19 protein-coding genes are annotated in these 22,386 nt (G+C 36.1%); 6 read left to right on the top strand and 13 right to left on the bottom strand.

Annotated elements, in window-relative coordinates; all coding sequences use genetic code 11:
- Window positions 1–260 precede the first annotated feature (260 nt).
- On the top strand, window positions 261–2,861 hold the full coding sequence (adhE, locus tag MUA40_RS00825; RefSeq protein WP_016425897.1) for a bifunctional acetaldehyde-CoA/alcohol dehydrogenase: 2,601 nt from the start codon (window positions 261–263) through the stop codon (window positions 2,859–2,861).
- Window positions 2,862–3,331: 470 nt separating this feature from the next.
- Here adhE and MUA40_RS00820 read toward each other — a convergent pair whose 3' ends face one another.
- The 6 genes from MUA40_RS00820 to MUA40_RS00795 form a co-directional block, all read right to left on the bottom strand.
- Complete coding sequence (locus MUA40_RS00820; protein ID WP_016425896.1) at window positions 3,332–4,222, bottom strand: VOC family protein; 891 nt, start codon at window positions 4,220–4,222, stop codon at window positions 3,332–3,334.
- 38 nt (window positions 4,223–4,260) lie between these two features.
- The gene (locus tag MUA40_RS00815) at window positions 4,261–4,710 is read right to left on the bottom strand and encodes a (4Fe-4S)-binding protein (protein WP_228480301.1); all 450 of its coding nucleotides are present in this window, start codon (window positions 4,708–4,710) and stop codon (window positions 4,261–4,263) included.
- A 523-nt stretch (window positions 4,711–5,233) separates the two neighbouring features.
- A complete protein-coding gene (locus MUA40_RS00810; RefSeq protein ID WP_016425894.1) occupies window positions 5,234–6,580 on the bottom strand; it encodes a dihydrolipoyl dehydrogenase family protein in 1,347 nt (448 codons plus the stop codon).
- 2 nt (window positions 6,581–6,582) lie between these two features.
- On the bottom strand, window positions 6,583–7,026 hold the full coding sequence (locus tag MUA40_RS00805) for a MarR family winged helix-turn-helix transcriptional regulator (protein ID WP_016425893.1): 444 nt from the start codon (window positions 7,024–7,026) through the stop codon (window positions 6,583–6,585).
- Window positions 7,027–7,315: 289 nt separating this feature from the next.
- The gene (locus MUA40_RS00800; RefSeq protein WP_037559540.1) at window positions 7,316–8,347 is read right to left on the bottom strand and encodes an NAD(P)/FAD-dependent oxidoreductase; all 1,032 of its coding nucleotides are present in this window, start codon (window positions 8,345–8,347) and stop codon (window positions 7,316–7,318) included.
- 180 nt (window positions 8,348–8,527) lie between these two features.
- Window positions 8,528–9,232 (bottom strand): GntR family transcriptional regulator, encoded by a 705-nt coding sequence (locus tag MUA40_RS00795; RefSeq protein WP_016425891.1) that lies wholly within the window; start codon window positions 9,230–9,232, stop codon window positions 8,528–8,530.
- A gap of 142 nt (window positions 9,233–9,374) precedes the next feature.
- Between MUA40_RS00795 and MUA40_RS00790 the strand changes: the two genes are divergently transcribed.
- Window positions 9,375–10,820: a 6-phospho-beta-glucosidase gene (locus MUA40_RS00790; protein ID WP_262569716.1), complete on the top strand. Its 1,446-nt coding sequence runs from the start codon at window positions 9,375–9,377 to the stop codon at window positions 10,818–10,820.
- A gap of 418 nt (window positions 10,821–11,238) precedes the next feature.
- Window positions 11,239–11,769 carry a DoxX family membrane protein gene (locus MUA40_RS00785; protein ID WP_016425888.1) on the top strand — a complete coding sequence of 177 codons (531 nt, stop codon included), beginning with the start codon at window positions 11,239–11,241 and terminating at the stop codon, window positions 11,767–11,769.
- A gap of 114 nt (window positions 11,770–11,883) precedes the next feature.
- Here the strand turns inward: MUA40_RS00785 and MUA40_RS00780 are convergent, their stop codons facing one another.
- Complete coding sequence (locus MUA40_RS00780; RefSeq protein WP_016425887.1) at window positions 11,884–12,666, bottom strand: alpha/beta hydrolase; 783 nt, start codon at window positions 12,664–12,666, stop codon at window positions 11,884–11,886.
- Window positions 12,667–12,845: 179 nt separating this feature from the next.
- Here MUA40_RS00780 and MUA40_RS00775 point away from each other — a divergent pair, with 179 nt between their 5' ends.
- Complete coding sequence (locus tag MUA40_RS00775; RefSeq protein ID WP_016425886.1) at window positions 12,846–13,706, top strand: oxidoreductase; 861 nt, start codon at window positions 12,846–12,848, stop codon at window positions 13,704–13,706.
- A 76-nt stretch (window positions 13,707–13,782) separates the two neighbouring features.
- Here the strand turns inward: MUA40_RS00775 and MUA40_RS00770 are convergent, their stop codons facing one another.
- Window positions 13,783–14,721, bottom strand: a complete 939-nt coding sequence (locus tag MUA40_RS00770) for a ketopantoate reductase family protein (protein ID WP_155976561.1) — start codon at window positions 14,719–14,721, stop codon at window positions 13,783–13,785.
- Window positions 14,722–14,995: 274 nt separating this feature from the next.
- On the opposite strand from MUA40_RS00770, the gene MUA40_RS00765 reads away from it, so the two are divergent.
- Window positions 14,996–15,274 (top strand): GNAT family N-acetyltransferase, encoded by a 279-nt coding sequence (locus tag MUA40_RS00765; protein ID WP_016425884.1) that lies wholly within the window; start codon window positions 14,996–14,998, stop codon window positions 15,272–15,274.
- A gap of 150 nt (window positions 15,275–15,424) precedes the next feature.
- On the opposite strand, the gene MUA40_RS00760 is transcribed toward MUA40_RS00765, so the two are convergent.
- The 5 genes from MUA40_RS00760 to MUA40_RS00740 all read right to left on the bottom strand — a co-directional run bounded on the left by MUA40_RS00760 (window position 15,425) and on the right by MUA40_RS00740 (window position 21,059).
- Window positions 15,425–16,132 carry a trypsin-like serine peptidase gene (locus MUA40_RS00760; RefSeq protein ID WP_167732917.1) on the bottom strand — a complete coding sequence of 236 codons (708 nt, stop codon included), beginning with the start codon at window positions 16,130–16,132 and terminating at the stop codon, window positions 15,425–15,427.
- A gap of 567 nt (window positions 16,133–16,699) precedes the next feature.
- A complete protein-coding gene (locus MUA40_RS00755) occupies window positions 16,700–17,611 on the bottom strand; it encodes a DUF5996 family protein (RefSeq protein ID WP_167732918.1) in 912 nt (303 codons plus the stop codon).
- 164 nt (window positions 17,612–17,775) lie between these two features.
- Window positions 17,776–18,954: a phosphopentomutase gene (deoB, locus tag MUA40_RS00750; RefSeq protein ID WP_016425881.1), complete on the bottom strand. Its 1,179-nt coding sequence runs from the start codon at window positions 18,952–18,954 to the stop codon at window positions 17,776–17,778.
- 41 nt (window positions 18,955–18,995) lie between these two features.
- Window positions 18,996–19,658, bottom strand: coding sequence for a deoxyribose-phosphate aldolase (gene deoC / locus MUA40_RS00745; RefSeq protein ID WP_016425880.1), 663 nt, complete (start codon window positions 19,656–19,658; stop codon window positions 18,996–18,998).
- Window positions 19,659–19,688: 30 nt separating this feature from the next.
- Window positions 19,689–21,059, bottom strand: coding sequence for an MFS transporter (locus MUA40_RS00740; RefSeq protein ID WP_037559412.1), 1,371 nt, complete (start codon window positions 21,057–21,059; stop codon window positions 19,689–19,691).
- A gap of 550 nt (window positions 21,060–21,609) precedes the next feature.
- Here MUA40_RS00740 and MUA40_RS00735 point away from each other — a divergent pair.
- Entirely contained in the window at window positions 21,610–22,344 is a 735-nt protein-coding gene (locus MUA40_RS00735) for a GntR family transcriptional regulator (protein ID WP_016425877.1), read from the top strand.
- Window positions 22,345–22,386: the final 42 nt, after the last annotated feature.

Genomic DNA, 22,386 nt, shown 5'->3' with positions numbered 1-22,386 from the left:
ATGATTACTATAAACCAATAGTAACATAGCCCGTTCTCATAAATAAATCGAAACTCTTAAAATATTCACAGTTTTTTAACAAATTTAAAATTAAGAATAAAAATGCTTATATGCTAACGTTTTTCTATGCATATTATAATAATAATTCACTTATTTTCTATTAAAAATTTATTTTCTTCACATGAAAAACCTTTACCTTTTTATAAGAGTATACTATAATGATTGTGAAATTATTCACAATATAGTGGGAGGTATTCAATATGACTACAGTAGTAAAAGAACAGAAACAAGAAACAGAAGTTTTTGAAATGATTCATTTGCTCGCTCAAAACGGCCAAGCTGCCCTTGAAGGACTCTCAAAAAAATCACAAGCTGAAATTGATCACATCGTTCATGAAATGAGTATGGCTGCGGTGGATCAACATATGGCACTTGCTCGCCATGCTTGTGAAGAAACAGGACGTGGTGTATACGAAGACAAAGCCATTAAAAACCTCTATGCATCTGAGTATATTTGGAACTCCATTAAAGATGATCAAACTGTCGGTATCATTGATCAAGATGACCAAAGAGGTTTAACATATGTCGCTGAACCTGTCGGCATCATTTGTGGGGTAACACCAACAACAAACCCAACATCAACAACTATCTTCAAAGCAATCATAGCGATTAAAACAGGTAACCCAATCATCTTCGCTTTCCACCCAAGTGCACAACAATCTTCAAAAGCAGCAGCTCAAGTTGTTTTAGAAGCAGCCATCCGTGCCGGCGCACCAGAACATTGTATTCAATGGATTGAACATCCATCAGTTGAAGCGACAAAACAATTAATGAACCATGAAAGCATCGCATTAGTATTAGCAACAGGTGGTTCAGGAATGGTTAAATCTGCTTACTCAACAGGTAAACCTGCTTTAGGTGTTGGACCGGGTAACGTCCCTGCTTATGTTGAAAAATCTGCTAAAATTAAACGTGTTGTCAACGATATCATCGGTTCTAAAACTTTTGATAATGGGATGATTTGTGCATCAGAACAAGCTGCAATAGTAGATAAAGACATCTATCAAGAAGTTAAAAAAGAATTCGAAGCACATCAATGTTATTTTGTGAAAAATAATGAGCTCAAAAAATTAGAAGCAGCTGTGATGAAGGAAGACCGCTCTGCAGTACGCCCTGACATCGTAGGACGTCCAGCTGTAAAAATTGCTGAAATGGCCGGAATTAAAGTACCAGAAGGCACAAAAATGTTAATCGCTGAACTAAAAGGTGTCGGTGAAGACTATCCTTTATCAAAAGAAAAACTCTCACCTGTCCTTGCGATGGTCAAAGCAACTTCAACAGAGCACGCTTTTGATTTATGTGAAGCGATGCTACATTTAGGTGGCTTAGGTCATACAGCTGTAATTCATACTGAAGATGAACAACTCCAAGAAAAATTTGGTCTTAGAATGAAAGCTTGTCGTATTCTTGTAAATACACCATCATCTGCTGGAGGTATTGGTGATATGTATAATGAATTAATTCCTTCTTTAACTTTAGGCTGTGGTTCATATGGTAAAAACTCAGTTTCTCATAACGTTTCTGCAACAGACTTAATTAATATTAAAACGATATCAAAACGCCGCAACAATATGCAATGGGTGAAATTACCACCAAAAGTTTATTTTGAACAAAATGCACTTCTTTATTTAGCTGAAATGGATAAAGTAGAACGCGTGGTACTCATCTGTGACCCAGGTATGGTGGAATTCGGCTATGCCTCTTTAGTGGAAGGCGTCCTCAGACGTAGAAAAATCGAACCACAAATTAAAGTATTTAGTGAAGTTGAACCGAACCCTTCTACAGATACTGTGTATAGAGGTCTCGATATGATTACAACTTTCAAACCAGATACAATCATCGCGCTTGGTGGGGGTTCTGCAATGGATGCTGCGAAAGCAATGTGGATGTTCTTTGAGCACCCAGAAACATCTTTCTTTGGCGCTAAACAAAAATTCTTAGACATCCGTAAACGTACGTATAAAATTGGAAAACCTGAAAACACAAAATTCATTTGTATCCCTACAACTTCAGGTACAGGTTCAGAAGTGACACCATTTGCTGTTATCACAGATAGTGAAACACATGTGAAATACCCTCTCGCTGACTATGCGCTAACACCAGACATTGCAATTGTTGACCCGCAATTTGTGATGAGTGTGCCAAAAAGTGTAACTGCAGATACAGGGATGGACGTTTTAACACATGCCATTGAATCTTATGTATCTGTTATGGCATCTGATTATACAAGAGGCTTAAGTTTACAAGCGATTAAACTGACTTTTGAATATTTAAAATCATCTGTCGAAAAAGGGGATAAAATTTCAAGAGAAAAAATGCATAACGCTTCAACAATGGCAGGTATGGCATTTGCCAATGCATTTTTAGGTATCTCTCACTCAATTGCACATAAAATCGGTGGAGAATATCACATTCCACACGGACGTACAAATGCAATCTTATTGCCACATGTTATTCGCTATAATGCTAGAGATCCGCAAAAACACACACTTTTCCCTAAATACGAATTTTTCAGAGCGGATACAGACTATGCAGACATCGCTAAATTCTTAGGACTCAAAGGGAATACAACAGAAGAACTTGTGGAAGCACTTGCTACAGCTGTATATGAGTTAGGTCATTCAGTCGGAATAAAAATGAACTTAAAATCACAAGGTGTGACAGAAGAAGTACTCAATGCAACAATTGATCGTATGGCTGAATTATCTTATGAAGACCAATGTACAACTGCCAATCCAAAAGAACCTTTAATCAGCGAACTGAAAGGTATTATTCAAGCCGCTTATGATTGTGAAGCATAACGATTTTTCAGCATCACCTATTCAAATTTAAAATTCGGGGCGCCTGGGACATCGCTACACCTTTATCCGTAAACGACTCTTAACCCTCATAAAACCGATGAGGGACGCAGCCCAATTCAACTATACCAAAACTGCATTGTCTCGGACGCCCCATTATTGTCGATGTATCACTTTTAGTCATAAAATGCTGAAGAACGTTAAAAAAGATGGGACATCGATCCCATAATAAATAGCGCTAAGATGATTTTTAATAGAAAATTGTCTTAGCGCTTTCTTCTTATGATGAAACTTCGTATTATATGACTTCGCTTTCCGAGGGGACAACCTCAGCCTGTAATCTTCGGCTCATCCTGTTCCCTCAGGAGTCTCGTCATAAATACTTCGTTTGTATAAATTCCTAATAAATTAAAATAAAAAAGCCGAGACTTTTCCCTTTAGAAAAAAGTCTCGGCTTTTAAATATTACAATCGTTAATCTAATTCTGGTAATTTTGAAACTAACGCTTCACGGTTTGCTTCAAATTGTGGTGGTAACATTAATTTTTGACCTAATTGATCTTTAGGTTCATCACGGTCAAAACCTGGTCCAACAGTCGCAAATTCAAAAATGATATGACCGCGTTCTTTAGTGTATACCGCTTTAAAATAATTTCTATCTTTTACTTCAGTCACGTGGTAACCTTCGCCCACTAGATAGTTTTGCCAATCTTTTTGTACATTTTCATCATCCACAGACCACGCGATGTGATGTACTGTACCTACACCCCAACGGCCTTCTCTCATTGGTGTTTTCGGAATAATGATATGGTGTTTTAGTTCGCCCACTGTTTCAAAGTGGAACGCATCTTCAGTATGTTCAAGCTCTACTAAGCCTAAATCGTCTACTAATTCTTTTAATGTTTCAATAGGACGAAGTGATAGCAACACGGAACCATGAAAACCTAAAATACTATTCGTCTCACTTTCTTCATCGCTTTCCACTAATGCTAAATCAAGACCATGAATATCTTCAAATTCAATTGTTGGTCTTTGGAATAAAGATGTTTCTGTCACTTCTACATGATGGTCTTTAAGACGTTGAATCCAATAGTCTTTAGAATTTTTAGGGATTCTAAATGCAATACGACCTACTTGACCGCTTCCGACACGACCTTCTCTGGCATTCGCCCATGGGAAGAACGTAATCACTGTACCTGGGTCTACATTATCATTTGAAAAATATAAATGATATGTGCCTGGATCGTCAAAGTTCACTGTTTTTTTAATCAAACGTAAATTTAAAACTTCTTGATAAAATTGTTTATTTTCTTTTGGATGTCCTACAATTGCTGAGATATGATGGATATTTTTAATTGCTTCCATTTTGTTATCCTCCTTTTTCTGTTCACAGTATTTTGTCATTACTTCTCATTGTCATCTTGAATTGATTTGTAGTAACGAGACTTATCCGATTGTCCTTGAAAGCTCTTCGTATAAAAAGGCGGATCATCCGTTTTAGTCTCATCTGTTGTTAAAATGGCTCTATTTAAATGCATGACTTCCCCGTCTTTAACAAGAGAAAAATCTCCATATAAGAAAATCTCTCCATTGTCACCATAAGTGACTCTCGTTTCGTCGTGTGATTCTACCTCATTTGAAGCCAGCTCATAAGTTAACGCACCGCTTGGACAACGCTCAACCACTTCAGCGATATGTTCTGCAGTATCGTTATCCGGATTAATCCACGGTCTTTGATTGACATCGAACACATGACTTAATCCACGAACACACTCCGTCGCATGTACACATCGTTTAGGCTCAAAATAGACATTGATATCTGATCCGGTATACTTTTTCGCCAATGCAAACACTCCATTCATGGGTTTTAAAACAACATACCTGTATTAATTCATAAATGACAGTCATATCATTCAATACCTAGTATAATAATTATACTACATCGGATTATAACGAAAGTAAAGCAACATGTTCTCGCTGTTAAATTTGATAACACAACACCTATACCCAAATTGCATCTAAATACACTTTTCGTATAATATGAATCTTGTTCTCATTCCAAAATATAGTGTCCAATGATGGTTGATGTAATCTCATACTGATTATTACGCCTCAATCCAACGCACAAGAAAAGCAAAAGCAAACAAATCTTGCTGACTCATGTTCTCATAACGAATGCCCAGCCACTTTTGAAGAATATAAAAAACCCTAGATAAGGCGTTACCTTATCTAGGGCGATAGTGCGAGTGCACGCACTGTCTTTCATAACTCATAATCTTTAATTAATAAACAAATGATAGATGTCACACGTGAAACATTTTCTCTCTCTTCGGTTGTCTCATCCGTGCAATTTCAGTCATTTTTATATGCATTTAATTAAAGCATCATCGCTAATTTCAATTGATCTAACACACCACTTGAAGAACCTGGGAATGCAAAAATCATTTGATTTAAGTCTCTTGCAGTCAGTTTTTGGTTAACAATGAATGTAAGCAAGTTGATCAAATCAGGTGCGTCGTCACCATAAATAGCCGCACCAACGAGGCGTTTTTCGCTATCTAATACGATTGTCATTTCTGCTTCTGTTTCATTTTTGTATTCAAATACCATTCTTTTACCAAATGGAATGTCGATCACTTTGTATTCGTCGTTATTTTTCGCTTCTTCGATACCTACACCGATGTTAGATAATCTTGGAAGTGAATATAATACAGATGGAATTGCAGGGTATTGGATTGGCATTTCATTCATTTTTAAAATGTGTGCTGCGATGTAATTAGATTCGAATGTCGCAGTTGGTGTCAATTTTGGAATCATTTTTTCAATAACGTCACCACTTGCGTAAATGTTAGGTACATTTGTACGTAGATATTCGTCAACTTTTACACCGAATTTAGAGTATTCAATACCTACTTCTTCTAAACCAATACCTTCAACGTTTGGCATACGTCCAGTTGCATCTAAAACGTAGTCAGATTGGATTGTTAAACCTGATTGTGTCACAACATCGTAGTTTGTACCGTTTTCTTTAACAGCAACTACATTTTCGCTCATGTGGAAATGAACGCCTTCTTCTTTTAATTTGTCCATTAATTTTTCAACGTGTGCAGAGTAGAAGCCTCTTAATGGTTGATCATCCACATGAATCATGTGTGTTTCCACACCTGCTTTAACTGCGATTGAAGCGAACTCAATACTAATAATACCTAAACCAATGAAAGTAATGCTGTTTGGCATGCTTTCAAGTGATAAGAAGTCTCTACTATTTTTTGTGAATTCTTTACCTTCAATGTTTAATTCGTTGCTATGTTGACCTGTAGCAATAACGATATTTTCAGCTTCGTAGTTTTCACCATTAACAGAAACTGTGTGTGCATCAACGATTTTACCAGCACCTTCGATAATATCAATACCTTGTTGTTCAAGGATTGCTTTCATTGTACCTGCCATTGGGTCAATCACTGAATGTTTATAATTCATAAGATTTTCCCAGTTTACTTCTAAGTTTTCTGTATTAATAATGTTTGGATAGTGAGACGCTTGTTCTAATACTTCAAATGGATTTTCTAACAAGATTTTTGCGTTACAACCATAGTTTGTACATGTTCCCGCAATACGATCTTTTTCAATAATTGCGACAGATTTACCTGCGTGTTTTAATGCAATTGCACCGTGCCATGCTGCGTGACCACTACCTAAGTATACTACGTCATATTTTTTCATTCTTATTCATCCTTTGTAATATTTTTTAGAGTTTCCTCTAGTTTATCCATTGTTTCTTTTGCTTTTAAGTATTCATCTAAATCAAATTTTGAGGCTATACACTCGGAAATTGCTTCATGTATTGCTTCTTGCTCTCTGTGCCCTTTTTCAGTCAAACTCACCAACAAATGTCGCTTATCTGTTTCTGACTTTTCTCTCTTTATCCATCCAGTAGCTTCTAAACGCTTCAACAAGGGTGTTAACGTATTACTCCCTAAATCTAACCTTCTCCCTATAGATTGCAGATTTTGGGGATTATCTTCCCACAACGTTAATAAAACGAGGTATTGAGAAAACGTTAATTTAAACGGTTTGAGCTGATGCTCATAAAATTTTCCAAATAATCGATTTACGTTATAAGCAGAAAAACACAGTTGATTTGCTAGCTTCATCTCCTCACTAGACAATTGATCTCCCCCTATTCCAATCGTGCACGATTGATTAAAGCTTAAACCATCCCCAAAGATAAATCAAATAAAAGAACTTCGCTTATTATAATTTTTTTATTGTTTCTTGGCAGAGCCTTGTCATAGCGCCTTTTTACGAGATAAATAAAAATATTACATCTTATGTTTTAATAAATAAAAAAACAACTCTTGTGAGAAAAACATCATCACACAAGAATTGTTTTTGGGGATTAGCGCTTTAAAATAGCTTGTCATTAAGGTAACACTTCACACGCGTAATCTCTATCCTTTATAAATATTTTTTCATAATCACTTTATTCGATTCGGTAAAAGCTTCGTTATGGCTTGATACGTAACCTTCTTTTCTAGCTTCAGGGTCAATATATTGCTTTGCTAAATTTGCAGCATTCCCAGCGTCACTAAATGCACTTGCGATCAAATGGACTTTAGCATCGTGATGGACAATATCCCCACAAGCATAAATACCAGGAATACTTGTTGACGTATTCCCAAATCCTTTGATGCGATAGGAATCAAACATATCTAATTGTGCTGTCGATGCCTCTAACAATGTACTTTCTCGATCAAAGCCATGACTAATAATCACATCATCAACACTTTTTATCGTCGTGTCACCTGTCTCTAAATTTTCAAGTATCACTTCTTTGATTCGGTTCTGTACTTGATCCCCGATTAATTGTTTAATGTGTGTATTCGGCATTTTTTCAACATCTAATTTTTCTAAGATTTGATTCATCGCTTCATAACCACGGATTTCATCTTTTCTATAAACTAAAGTGACACTTTTCGCATAACCTGACAAATCACAGGCCCAATCTAATGCAGAATTACCTGAACCTGAAATCAACACATTTTTATTTTTAAAATGTTTCAAAGCTTGAACCGTATAATGCAAGTTTGTCAGTTCATATCTGGAAGCATCTTTAATTTCTAATTGCTTCGGTTTTATGATGCCGCCACCTATCGCAACAATAACCGCTTTTGAAGAATAAACGTGACCTTGTTCTGTAGTCACTTCAAAATGCTGCTCCTCTTTTTTAGTAATATCTATTACACGTTCTTCCAAACAGACTTCTGGATTAAAATGAAGTCCTTGTTGAACAACATCTTGAATAATTTGAAAGCAAGGCTTCGGTGCCAGACCACCAATATCCCAAATAATTTTTTCAGGATAAATGTTCATTTTGCCACCTAATTTATCTTGAACATCAATGAGCCTTACGGATAATCCTCTTAACCCCGCGTAAAAACTCGCATATAACCCCGCAGGACCCCCGCCAATAATAGTCACATCTTTCATCATAGACATCCTCCTGTTTAATACATGAACTTCTTATATAAACTAAGTATGCTACAATTGATAATAATTATCAATATCAATGATGACTCAGACTGTTCTCCGTTGATTGAAAAACCTGGACGTATCCTTTTATCAGTTGTTCATATTTTCGTAATACCCACTCACTTTAAACCCGCATATTTACTTTTTACTTGGAATATAAAAATGGGCATGTTGATAATGAAAGGTAATATCAGAAACATCAAAAGGTTGGCCTGTAGATGTGTAAAATGTCTGATGATAACGTAAACAAGGTGCGCCAGCTTTTAATTGTAATAAATCCGCTTCCCTCTCATCGAGTTGATCCACATTGAAATAGATATCCGAAAAGCCAAGGCGTATTTGTAAATCGTTTTGTAAATAATTGAAAATAGAACCTTCTGCAAGCTCTTGATTTAAATACTTTACAATGCGCTTATTAAAGTAAGAATATTCGATGCACAATATCAAGCCATTCATATAGCGCACGCGTTCCAAATAGTAAACCTGCTCCCCAGGTCCTAACTTAAGTGCTTGCATCACGGACTTAGGTACCTCTGTCACTAATTCTAATTTGATAACGTCACTTGTCATATGGTGTTCCGCTAAATGACTTGAAAATCCATTCGTTTTAAACACATTGATATAATCGCTACTTTTAGAATTTCTTACAAAAATACCGCTGCCTTGCGCTTGATAAATACGTCCATCTTGTTCGAGCAAGGTCAACGCTTTAACAACCGTACTTTTACTTACGTCGTACATGTCTTTAAATGCCGTCACACTCGGCAATTTATCACCTGGCTGATAATTCGAACTTTCAATTAATGTATTGATTTGTTGTGCAATTTGTTCATACTTCAACAATCTGAATCCCTCTTTTCAATAGACATCGATTTATTATAGCATGCTTCTAAAAATAAGAACGACCTTTACATATTGTACCGGTACAATTATAATAACTTTGAACAATATGCTTTAGTCTATTATATGAAAAGGTGGTATGAAAATGGGTCAATTACCTCAAAATTTCATGTGGGGCGGTGCACTCGCAGCCAATCAATTTGAAGGCGGCTATGATCAAGATGGCAAAGGACTCAGTGTCATGGATGTCATCACTGCAGGTGCTCATGGTAAGGAAAGAAGAATTACAACACATGTGGAACCTGATGCTTATTATCCTAATCATTTCGGTATCGACTTCTATCATCAATATCAAGAAGACATCGCGTTATTTAAAGAATTAGGCTTAAAATGCTTACGCACTTACATTGCGTGGACGCGGATATTTCCAAAAGGCGATGAAACGATTCCTAATGAAGCTGGTTTACAATTTTACGACAAAGTCATAGACACACTTATCGAGAACGGGATTGAACCCGTCATTACTTTATCTCATTTCGAAATGCCCCTCCACCTTGCGCACACCTATGGCGGATTTCGAAATCGAAAAGTCGTGGATTGCTTTGCCCGTTTTGCAGAAGTTGTCTTCGAACGCTATCAAGATAAAGTCACATATTGGATGACTTTTAATGAAATTAATAACCAAATGGATGTACAAAATCCTCTGTTTTTATGGACCAACTCAGGGGTTCAGCTCAACCCTGAAGACAATCCTGAAGAAGTGTTATATCAAACTGCACATCATCAACTCATTGCAAGTGCACGCGCGGTCAAAATTGGGAAGCAAATTAATCCAAACTTTCAAATAGGCGCAATGATATCGCATATCCCTATTTATCCTTATTCTTGTCATCCTAAAGATATGATGGAAGCACAAATCGCAAATCGTTTACGCTTTTTCTTTCCAGACGTTCAAGTTAGAGGCTATTATCCTCATTACGCTGTTAAAATGTTTGAAAAACAAGGTTATGACATCGGTTGGCAAGAAGGAGATGATGTTCTATTAAGAGAAGGGACTGTTGATTACATCGGTTTTAGTTACTACATGTCTACTGCAGTGAAACATCAAGCCGAAGATTCACCTGAAAATAACATTATGAATCACACTTTACCTAACGCTGTAAATAACCCTTATATTGAATCAAGTGATTGGGACTGGGCGATTGATCCGATAGGCTTGCGTTATACGCTCAATGTATTATACGAACGTTATCAGCTCCCCTTATTTATTGTAGAAAATGGATTCGGTGCTGTTGATCAAGTCGAAAATAATGAAATCCATGACAGCTATCGTATCGATTATTTAAAACAACACATTGAAGCTGCGATTCAAGCCGTTGGTGAAGATGGCGTCGACTTGCTCGGTTATACACCTTGGGGCATTATCGATATTGTGTCTTTTACAACTGGAGAAATGAAAAAGCGTTATGGTTTAATCTATGTTGATCAAGATGACGAAGGGCATGGCTCATTAGCACGTTTGAAAAAAGATTCTTTTTACTGGTATCATGAGGTGATTCAATCTAATGGGACAAACCTTTCCTCATATTGAGGGTACAAAGCCCTGTTGCGCACTGATAAATCACCATACTTTTAAACCTCTATGTATTTGCGCCTACAGTGCAGAAACTCATCATTTTAAAAGAATCGTATAGAAATGCCCTTAATTTTAGATTTAGAAAGGCGTGGAACGGAAAAGAGAAAAGATTTCCGCTTCACGCCTTTGTTAGTCTTTCTTCCTATATTTAAATTGATGTGCCTTCCTACTCTATCTTCTTGTCGTACCACAGATATTTTCAATCAAAACCAAAAATGATAAATATTTAAATTTAGTTTTTGACTGATTTGTGAACAAATCTATTTTAATGTTGTGATTTGATTCACAACTGAGTATAATTAAATTAAAAAGGAGATATAAATATTATACTAGAATCATTTTGTATCTCTAAATCTATTGGGAGGTCTTTATTATGATTAAATGGCTACAACAAAGTAAAATTGCGAGTGTAATTTTGTTATTACTTCGTTTATATTTAGGAATTAGCTGGTTCAAAGCGGGGCTCGGAAAATTGTTGAGTGGTGGTTTTAATGCAGGCGGCTTTCTACAAAATGCCGTACAACATCCAGTCATGTCTGAAGCAGGTGTTCAATACCCGATTTATACATGGTTTCTTAAAACAGTCGTCTTACCTATGACACCTTTAGTTAACGTACTCATCCCACTCTTAGAAGTCATTGTAGGCTTATTATTAATCTTAGGTTTATTCACTTCAGTGGGTGCATTTGTTGGTTTAATACTCAATTTCATGTTCTTATTCGCAGGCACTGTATCAGTTAACCCACTTTACATTTTGATTAGTATTTTTATTTTCATGGGTGGCTATAATAGCGGTAAAATTGGTTTAGACTACTTTATTAAATCAATTTTAAGCGTGAAGTTTTTCAGATTCTTTAACTATTATCCTGAAAGTCATCAGAACCATACAAAATCACTGCAATAATCTTATAAGCTCATATGCATCATGAACAAGCGTTAATGTGATGCATCTCTTCATATAAAAATAAAGCGCCTCAAAAAATCTTCTGTAAATGATCTTTTGAGGTGCTTCTTTTTGTTATTTCGTTTCACGCGTATGATGGTCTTTCATAAAAGTCTCTATCACAGTTTGAATGGCCTTATCCCAGTAAGCATAATCATGGCGACCTGTACCGTCTTTAAAGTCACAACTGATACCTTTTTGTTGTAAATAATGCACAAAATCAACGTTACTCTGATAAAGAAAATCTTCTGTACCACACATCATTAAAAACTCAGGGATTTGTTTTTGCTTTTTAACCGCTTCGTCTACCAAATAGTAAGGGTCAAAAGGTGTCCCCTCAACTTTTGTGACTTCACCCGCAATCGCTTTAGGCTTGAAATCAGGGAAAGTATAATGGGCAAGTGTTTTCACATCGACAGCAGCAGAGAGCGGCGCGGCTTTCGCAAATCTTTCACCTGCTGTCAAAGCGAATTTAATCGTACCATAGCCACCCATTGAATGACCTGCTACAAAATTATCTTCTCGTGCTTTAGACAAAGGTAAAATTTGGTGCACGTAATCCCAAACTTCTAGAATATAATCATAATAACTATGTCCGTAGACCATGTTAGTGTAAAAACTATGGTCTGCATTGGGCATAATCACTGCAAGTTGATGCGCATTGGCATAGCGTTCAATACTTGTAAAGCGCGTGTAAGCACTGTGATCACTTGATAAGCCATGCAATAGTAATAATGACGGTAATAGTTTAGGTTGTACATTGGGTTGAACGTAGCTTTTGTCATCAGGTAAAATGACCGTTAAAGATTGATGCATCCCAATCGTTTCAGAAAGATAGTTGATTTCTAATCGTGCCAAAATACTCACTCCTTTATGACTCATTACGTTTTTATCTTACGTCTTTCTTATTTTAAATGTCCACAGATTCGAAAGCTTTCAACTTTACAAATAAATATAAAGATAATACATTAAATTTGTAATAACCCTAATAGTAATAAAAATCAACGTATGTATTAAACAGAAAAGGTTGAGTGATTATGACAAAAATAGCGATTATCGGCCCAGGTGCAGTGGGTACAGCCATTGCATCCGCCCTCGACACACAAGATGTCACTTTATTCGGTAGACAAAATAAAACTGTCACTTACGTCGACGAAGCAGTATCTGAAACGAAGCAAGTCAACGTTCATGCCCTTAAAGAAGCCACTGATGTATATGATATTGTTTTTATCGCAGTGAAAACACATCAAATAGATAACATTTTAGATGATCTTAAAAACATCACGCATTCCGAATCACGCGTTATTCTTGCACAAAACGGCAGTGGTTTACTTCCAAAATTAGAAGCGTACCATGCTTATCAAGCCGTCGTTTATATTAGTGGTGCCAAACAAGACAACGTCGTTAAACACTTCAAAGATTATAAAATTCATTTGCGCCGTGACGCTTTTACAGAGCAATTCGCAGAAAAGATTCAAGATTCACAGTTATCTCTTATCTTAGAAGATGATATCGATAAAGCCATCTGGTTTAAACTCATCTTCAATCTTGGAATGAACACGTTAACCGCTTTAGGTCGTGATACGGCACGCTTATTAAAAGACTCACGTATGGAACAATTGTGTCGCAATCTTTTAAATGAAGGCTTACAAGTCGCAAATGCAGCTGGCGTTATATATGAAGATTCATTTATCGATGACGTGATGGCAGCTTATCAAATCTTTAATGATGACACAGCTACAAGTATGTATTACGACACAATGAGCGAACAACCCATTGAAGTAGAAACGATTCAAGGCTTTATCTATCGTGAAGGTCAAAAATATGGCCTCCATATCCCTTATATTGAAACAACATATACTTTATTAGCCCATCAAAACCAAACGAGATTACGATAACATCACTTTAATATGCATTAAAAAAAGGATTGAGCAGCAATACAACTGCTCAATCCCTCTTTTTATGATAAAACACTTATGCTTGGTTATGTTTCATTTCCAATTGATGAATTTGATGTGTCAACATTGTATTGACGGGTGTAGGAATTTGAAGCGCCTCTCCGTATTTTGCAATTTGACCATTTAAATAATCTATTTCTGTCAGACGACCATTTTTATAGTCTTGATGCATAGATGGATAATGTAAACCTTGTTTTTCTTTTGGATAAGCCCCTTCAATTTTTTGAATTAATGCTGTTTTATCTAATTCGACACCTCGTGCTTTAGCGACAGCCACAATTTCATCGATAATCGGTACAATCATGTTCCGTGAATGATCATAGCTTCCGAAATCATAAATGGTTTTATCTAAAATTGTACATAAAGGGTTCAAGACACTATTTAAAGTAGCTTTTGACCATATCGCTTCAAAAACATTGTCGTTGATGTGAGGGTGTAAGCCCGCCTCATCCAATGCTTTGAAAATGATTTCTGTTTGTTCATCTGAATCACCACTTGCTCGATAAAACTCAATAGCACCTTCACCTTCTAATAATAATTGACCCGGCCCACGTAATCCGGCTGTCCACATTGTCACTGCCAAATAGATTTGTGACATCGGTACAAATTTTGACAAACGCTCATCGTGACCTAAACCATTCATCATACTCAAGATAGCTGTTTGTTCATGAATGGCACCCGCTTCTTTCAAACGTGTCAACATTGCCTCAGATTGCATCGCTTTCGTTAAAATAATAATTAAATCATAAGTTTCTGACACATCTTTTGACAAGACGGCTGGAATTTCAACGGTATACGTTTCATTTTCAGTTTTGATTTCCATACCTCGGCTGTTAATGCGCTGCACATGTTCAGCCCAATCATCAATCAAAGTCACATCGTAACCTGCTTTTTTTAAAGAAGTCCCTATTCTACCACCCATGGCACCTGCGCCTGCAATTGCAATTTTATACATGACTGTTCACTCCTCTGTTGATTGTACTGTATTACTATGTAAGTCAATTATATTGACCTATTAAAGATAAATTTATTTTATCATAATTCTTACATTTGGCATAGTTTCTGTTGAATTACACACCTTTTAAGGCAATAAGTGAAAAGCGAAAGCATCACGCTTTTCCTAAAAATTTGTTTCTGTCTCCGTACAACACGGGTAAGTGTATTTTAGTGCATAGTTCATGTGATTTGTGGTATATAAAGTATATAACAAAAGAAAAGGTGATGATTGTATGGCAGAAATTAAACATGGAGATAATAAGTTTTATGTAGGTGAAGACGAAAATCATTTACAAGCTTTAATGACCTATGTCCCTGTTGGAAACAGTCGGATCATCATCGATCATACTGAAGTCGGTGACGAATTAAAAGGTCAAGGTGTAGGTAAACAATTAGTTCAAACAGCCGTTGATTACGCGCGTGAAAACAATATTAAAATTCATGCCACTTGCCCATTCGCTAAAAGTGTTTTAGAGAAAACAACTGAATACCATGACGTTTTTGAAAAATAAAACACAGTCACAGTTGGCATTGTTAAAGTGTCATCTAAAAATTTTTGGAACGCAATAAACCCGTCCCTGCATTATATAAAATGCATGAGACGGGCTTTTTTGAATCGAAAGTCTAATTTCGCTATTTTTGTTTGTATCTATCATTACAGCCTAAAAAGGCAAATAATCACTCTTTGTTTGAATCCAATTTGAAATTTGAGAATTAATCAAAACTACATTTGAACCATCAAGATTACCTTGCACAAGTATGCCTATCAATTGATCATTTTCTTCTAAAAATACTCCCGAACCTGATTGACCAGCACTAGATTGTAAAGTTGTTTGTATAGATTTTTCACCGTTAACAGATGTTATTTTCCCTCTAGTTTTATATTGCTTGTAACCACTTTTTTCAGCAGGATAACCTATTGAATACACACTTTTTCCATTTAAATCTGAAGGTTTTACACCTCTTACTGAAAGTTTTACGTCTTTCATATAATAACTATAAGCAGGAGTAAGGTTTGATCCTTTAATTAAAGCAATGTCTTCTGTGCTATAAGGATTAAATGTACTCACTGTTATATTCCCTGCTTCTGTAGCTAATCCTGATTCTCCTGGATAAACTTTTCCTATATTTCCTTCTTCAAATTCACCGTCTTTACAATGTTTAGCAGTTAACCCTACAGTTGGTGTCAACATAACCGCTGTACAGTGATGCCCATCTACGCCTTCATATTTGGCTGTATTTATACTTCCTTTTTCTTTAAATACATCTGTAATTAATTCTCTATTATCTTCTGAAGCGATTGCATTTGGAATAATAAAAAAGTAAGTTAAAAAGATAGCGCTGATAACTATAAGTAATTTATTTTTCATACTGATGTTCTCCTTAAATATATTATTTTGATAGTTACTTAAAATATTTACTTATTTGCTTTGAACCAGTTAACTAACCTTTGATTTAATAGTGACACTCTAGCCCATTTATTGGATCTTCATGTCTTTTATAAGTAGACCTCTTTAATTCAACATCTTTAAATTTTTAAAACATAGGTTTATTACTTATCTTTTGCATAACAATAAAATACAAATCAATTTTGAATAGTGCGTCTGCATGATCACTACGTTTTAATCTGCTAATAACATTTATGAACTTACAATTTAACTTCACTTACAACCGTGTATTTTCATCCTCCTTTTAAGTGAAATTTCAGTAAAACTATATGAAAACTAATCTTTATAATTAAATTATACAAATATTTAGGGATAAAACAAGTAGTAAAAATTTATAATTTATTGTTAAGGACTTTTGCTATGGTTTAAAGCAAAATATTGAAGATATGCGAACAATACTGCCAAAAAATAAACCCGTCCCTGCATTGTATAAAATGCATGAGACGGGCTTTTTTGTGACTCTGTGCTTAATTTGTTGATTATTATGGTTTAATAAGGTTGTTGTTGGATTTGGTTATTTTGCATTTTTAATGGGATTTCATAGTATTGGCAGTTTTCCCATGATAAATAATCTTTGAAAATGTGGAAACCTTGATTAAAGAATTGATTCAATAATTTTAATGTTTCTTGTGATGTTTCAGGCAATTCATAAATCAGCTCAGTGAGCGTTTTGTCAAAGTAAGCATCTTCAATTAAAGGTTGATCGAACTTGAAGTTAGCGTCTACAAATGGGTAAGGCAAGACGAAGAATGTCGGACCTTCAAAGCGATCGTCACCAAACCAAAAACCAAATTCTATAAAATGTTCATCAAAAGCGGCATATTCAATGACTTGAGATGGTTTGAATGTTTCATGTATCGCGTTATAGTTAATAATTGATGAAATATCAAATGTACCCCAGAAAAGACCAGGTTTAACTTTGCGTGCACGGAAAGGCGCCACAAAGAAGGATAACGTGCGTGTTGCGAATTTCATTAGATTTAATGCTTGTTTACTCTTCTCAGGGTCATAGTGACAGTGATGCGCATCTTGATTAAAAGGCGTTTGATCTTCGACTTCTTGTGGGGTTTGATTGATTTTTACATCAATTTCAAATTTTTGAAGCAACTGATGAATGCCTTCATAGTATTGTTGGATGCTCGTTCCATTTTCTAATGGGATGCTATCTCGTCCTTGATCTGTTTCAACTATAATGCGATGTTGTACTAAATCGACTTGAATATTATACGTATGTTCAGCGTAGAATAAAATACCTGTTGAAAACCCACTTGGAGTAATATCTAAAACTACATGTGCCCACTGCGGTTCTTGGAAGGCGCTCGCGAGCTTATGTTTACCTAATATTTGAGCCAATCGATGCAATGTTCCTTTTTCTTCTTTCCAATCTGCAAGTTTTAACACTTTATCGCCTCCATAAATTGTTATTCAGGCCGTGCCACTTACTTTCATTATATAAAATTTTCTACCTTTTTAATAACAATTGTCATCCAACTGGTTTGTATGTCCATTTAACAACATTAAAATGCGTGTCAAACCTTAATTTCATTGTTTGACACGCATCACTGTTATTGTAATTTTTGAAGATAACTGCGACCGAATTCTGGAAGCGGTACGCCAAAGTTATCTGCAATGGTTGCCCCAATTGAACTAAATGTTGTATCCGTATCGAGCGCTTGACCTTCTTTAAATTTCGGACTGTACATCAACACTGGAATGTATTCACGTGTGTGATCTGTGCCTTCTGCCGTTGGATCATTGCCGTGGTCAGCTGTAATGATGAGTAAATCATCTTCACGCATCGCAGCCATTAATTCCGGTAAACGATTGTCAAAGTCTTTCAAGGCTTGCGCGTAACCGGGTTTATCACGACGATGCCCATACAATGCATCAAAATCGACTAAGTTTAAGAAACTTAAACCTTTAAAGTCTTTTTGTACGATTTGCATCAGTTGGTCCATCCCGTCCATGTTACTTTTCGTACGTACGGCTTCTGTAACACCTTCGCCATCGAAAATATCATTAATTTTACCGATGGCAATGACATCGTAATCATGATCTTTAAGTGTGTTCATCACTGTTGGGCCAAAAGGTTTTAAGGCATAGTCATGACGATTACTTGTTCTTGTGAAGTGTCCCGGTTCACCAACATATGGACGTGCAATCACGCGACCGACTAAATATTTCGGGTCTTTTGTTAATTCACGTACTTTTTCACAAATGTCATAGAGTTCTTCAAGTGGAATAATCTCTTCATGTGCGGCAATTTGAAGCACAGGGTCTGCGGATGTGTATACAATCAGATCGCCTGTTTTCATTTGATGTTCGCCCCACTCATCAATCACTTGTGTACCTGAAGCCGGTCGATTCACAACGACTTTACGTCCCGTGATTCGTTCGATTTCATCAATTAATTCTTGTGGAAAACCGTTTGGATACACTTTGAACGGCTGCATGATATTCAAGCCCATCATTTCCCAATGACCTGTCATCGTATCTTTACCGACTGAAGCTTCGCTTAATTTCGTATAATACGCTTTGGGATGTGCAACTGCCCCTACGACAGGTAAGGCATCAATATTACCCAAACCTAATTGTTCGAGATACGGTAATTTTTGGTCAAATCCTTCTAACGTATGTTTCAGTGTGTGGGACCCTTCATCGTTAAAATCTTTCGCATCTGGGGCCTCTCCTATCCCAACAGAATCCATGACAATCAAATGTACACGTTGAAATGGTGCTGTCATATAAATCACTCCTACATTGATTAATTTAACATTGTTATCGTTTAATAGTCTGCGTCGGATTCTAATCCTTGCATGATTTGAACACCTGCACTTGCGCCCACACGTGTGGCACCCGCTTCAACCATTGCGTTAAAATCTTCTAAGCTACGCACACCGCCGGAGGCTTTCACTTCTAATGCATCCCCGACAGTCTCTTTCATTAATTTCACATCTTCAGGTGTGGCACCACCACCCGCAAAGCCAGTGGATGTTTTCACAAAATGTGCACCTGCTGCTTGTGCTAATTCAGAGGCTTTCACTTTTTCTTCATCTGTCAGTAAAACCGTTTCAATAATGACTTTAACCGTATGACCTTGAGCCGCTTTGACCACAGCTTCAATATCTTGCTGTACATCAGCGTAACGTCCATCTTTTAAAGCGCCAATGTTGATGACCATATCGATTTCATCTGCACCTTTACGTAAAGCATCTTCGGTTTCGAAAGCTTTCGTTTCTGTCGTTGATGCACCTAATGGAAAACCAATCACCGTACACACAAGCACGTCACTATCTGCAAGACGTTCGGCAGCGTATTGAACATGCGTCGGATTGACACAAACCGATTTAAAGTGATACGTTTTGGCCTCTTCAATGATTTGATCAATTTGTTGACGTGTAGATTCTGGTTTTAACAATGTATGATCGATATATTTTTCAAATTTCATAATTTGATCTCCTTCTCTTTTTCATTCTTTTTATTGTTCGTGGTGGGATGTCACTTTTGACTGTGTCCAGCGATTAAGGATGGTAAATAGAATAAGTCCAACCACACTGAGTAGCCCTAAAATAATTAAAATCATTCCGAAGTGCGTATTCATCGCATCTTTTCCCGGGAAATTTAAAGGTTGATAGTCAATTAATGCCGCAGCTAACGCGATCCCTACAGAGACAGCTACATTAATAATTAAATTGTAAAAACCTATCGCTACCCCTGTCACTTTAACATCAATTGTTTTGATCGCTTCATTTAAAAGTGGTGCGTACATTAATGCAAAGCTACCTGCAAAGAATATCATGGAACAAACAAAAATGATAATGTGATGACCCACCGCAAATGCAGGTAAAATCAAACTCAAAGCAATTAAACTAATCGCAGTCATAATTGCTTGTTTTGAGCTAAGAAATTTCGCAATTTGACCGCTCAATGCTCCGACAACCACTGCGACTACATAACCCGGTAAAAGTAACAATGACGTTGTATCTAATTTTACCTCGTAAATTTTTTCCATGATAAAAGGAAATGTAAAAATATAACCTAATTGAATTGCATACATAATGAAAACAATAAATAAGAATGACGTATAGCGTTTATTTTGAAAAAATGCTTTATCCACTAATGGATGGCGTGCATTTTTAATGTAAAATGCAAAGATAATAATAATTGCTAAAGCAGCAATCATGTATAGCCAATTGAAATGTGTAATAAACAGCATGACTGTTGTCGCAATAGCTGCAATTAATATTAAACCTATAAAATCTAAGTGCGCTTTATTTGTATTTTTTTCTTTAGGTAAATATTTAAAAAGAAATGGTAATGTAAACACAACGATTAGCGCAATTAAAAACATATTGGTCCAATGTAAATAAGTCGCGATAAAGCCACCTGATAGAGTCCCAATCACAAGAGATAGCGAATAACTACTTGTGCTTAGACCCAAGTACGTTTTTTGATCTTCTGTTGATAAATATTTTGCCACGTAGATGACATAAAGTGTTTCAGCTGCTGCTAGTCCGGCCGTTTGAATAATGCGTCCAATCAAAACCATTGGAAAATAATGTTGGAAAATATAACCAATGATTGAACCTGTAATGATAAGAAAAACACCGTAAATAAACAGCGTACGAATGCTGACCGCGTCAGATAACGATGCATAGACCACTGCACCAATACCAATAACAAGACCTGCTAACGTGGCTTGCCAACTTACAGTCGTTACAGAAATGTTTAAATCATTTGCAATCGCGACTGAAATCAATTTAAAAGAATTATCAATCACTAAACTAAACACAAATAGAAATAATAAAATGGGAACTGCTTTTTTAACTTTAGAATAGTCCATAGTCATTTCGCTCCTTGAGTCTGAGACCAATACACACTTTCACCTACAAAAAAGTCTCTCTATTTTAAAATGGCAATAACTGACTGAATGACACATCTGTGGAAGACATCTTAAAGCTAAGCGATTTTCTAACCTTATTTTCAGGCTTGCTTCCATGATTCAAACATATTGTACGTTACACTTAACAACACTTTTATTCACCAAGTCATGTCACGTGACCCACCACTTCGCGAATAACATTTAACACTATACTTAGCTTTAAAACGCCTTCAACAAACTTGTATACTAATTTGTCTATTTGTATACCCATTTATATAATAAACCTATTTTAAAACGCTTTCAATACTTAGCTTATGACAAAATTAAGAACATCACGATTAAGATTCATTTTTAGTCTCCAGGATAGAGATCAAGGTGTCATTTCCCGCTTTGGCTCTTTCCTATTGCCTATGATTCATGCCATTATCTTCATAGTTCAATCAAATTTATTGGTCCACTTCAACTTTAAAGTGTTGTATGATGATAGAAGAGAATGATTGAACTGGAGGTTTGTTTCATGGCGTCGCAATCACAGCCTAAATTTTTAACGATTTATAATACATTGTATGAAGAAATTCAAATCGGCAAATATCCGAGTGGGCAGGCGTTGCCTACAGAGATGACGCTATGTCAAAGATTCCAAGTGAGCCGAATGACATTGCGACAAGCGATCAAACTTTTAGTAGAAGATGGTATCGTGGAAAGTACACGTGGAAAAGGTCATTTTGTTCTCCGTCAAAAAGTGGCACACCAAACTTCAAGTATGGGTCTGTTAAAACATCCGCTTCAACAGGTTTCAATACAACCTGTATCACTGGCTTCTATGCATTATCGTGTCGACCTCGAAAGCGAATATACCAACCACTTATTCCCAAACCATCCTACAGCTGTTATTGCGATGGAACGTTATTATGAACATGCACAAAGTTCATATGAAGCTTCAGCTGCCTTTTGTTTTAGTTTTATTCCACTACATGTGATTGATACATTTAAAATCAATACGCAAAGTGAACAAGCAATGCGTGATTTTGTGGAAAATACGATTTATCAAAATTCAACACAATCCGATTTAAAAATCAGTATCACCTCTTCACCAAGTTTTCAATATCAAAATCATACCTTTGAAGGGGGCAAAAACTGTTGGTTAATCATTGAAACCATCTATGCTCAAAACCAAGCTCCAATTATGATTAACAAATGGTATATCCCACAAGAAAATGCAGAATTGATACTATCGCGGATTCAACAGTAGGGAGAAATATCCATTTAAATATAAAAAACGGACAAGAGTCTG

The organism is Staphylococcus schleiferi (assembly GCF_025558325.1).
Taxonomy (GTDB): Bacteria; Bacillota; Bacilli; order Staphylococcales; family Staphylococcaceae; genus Staphylococcus; species Staphylococcus schleiferi.
This window is presented reverse-complemented; position numbering and strand designations above follow the sequence as displayed.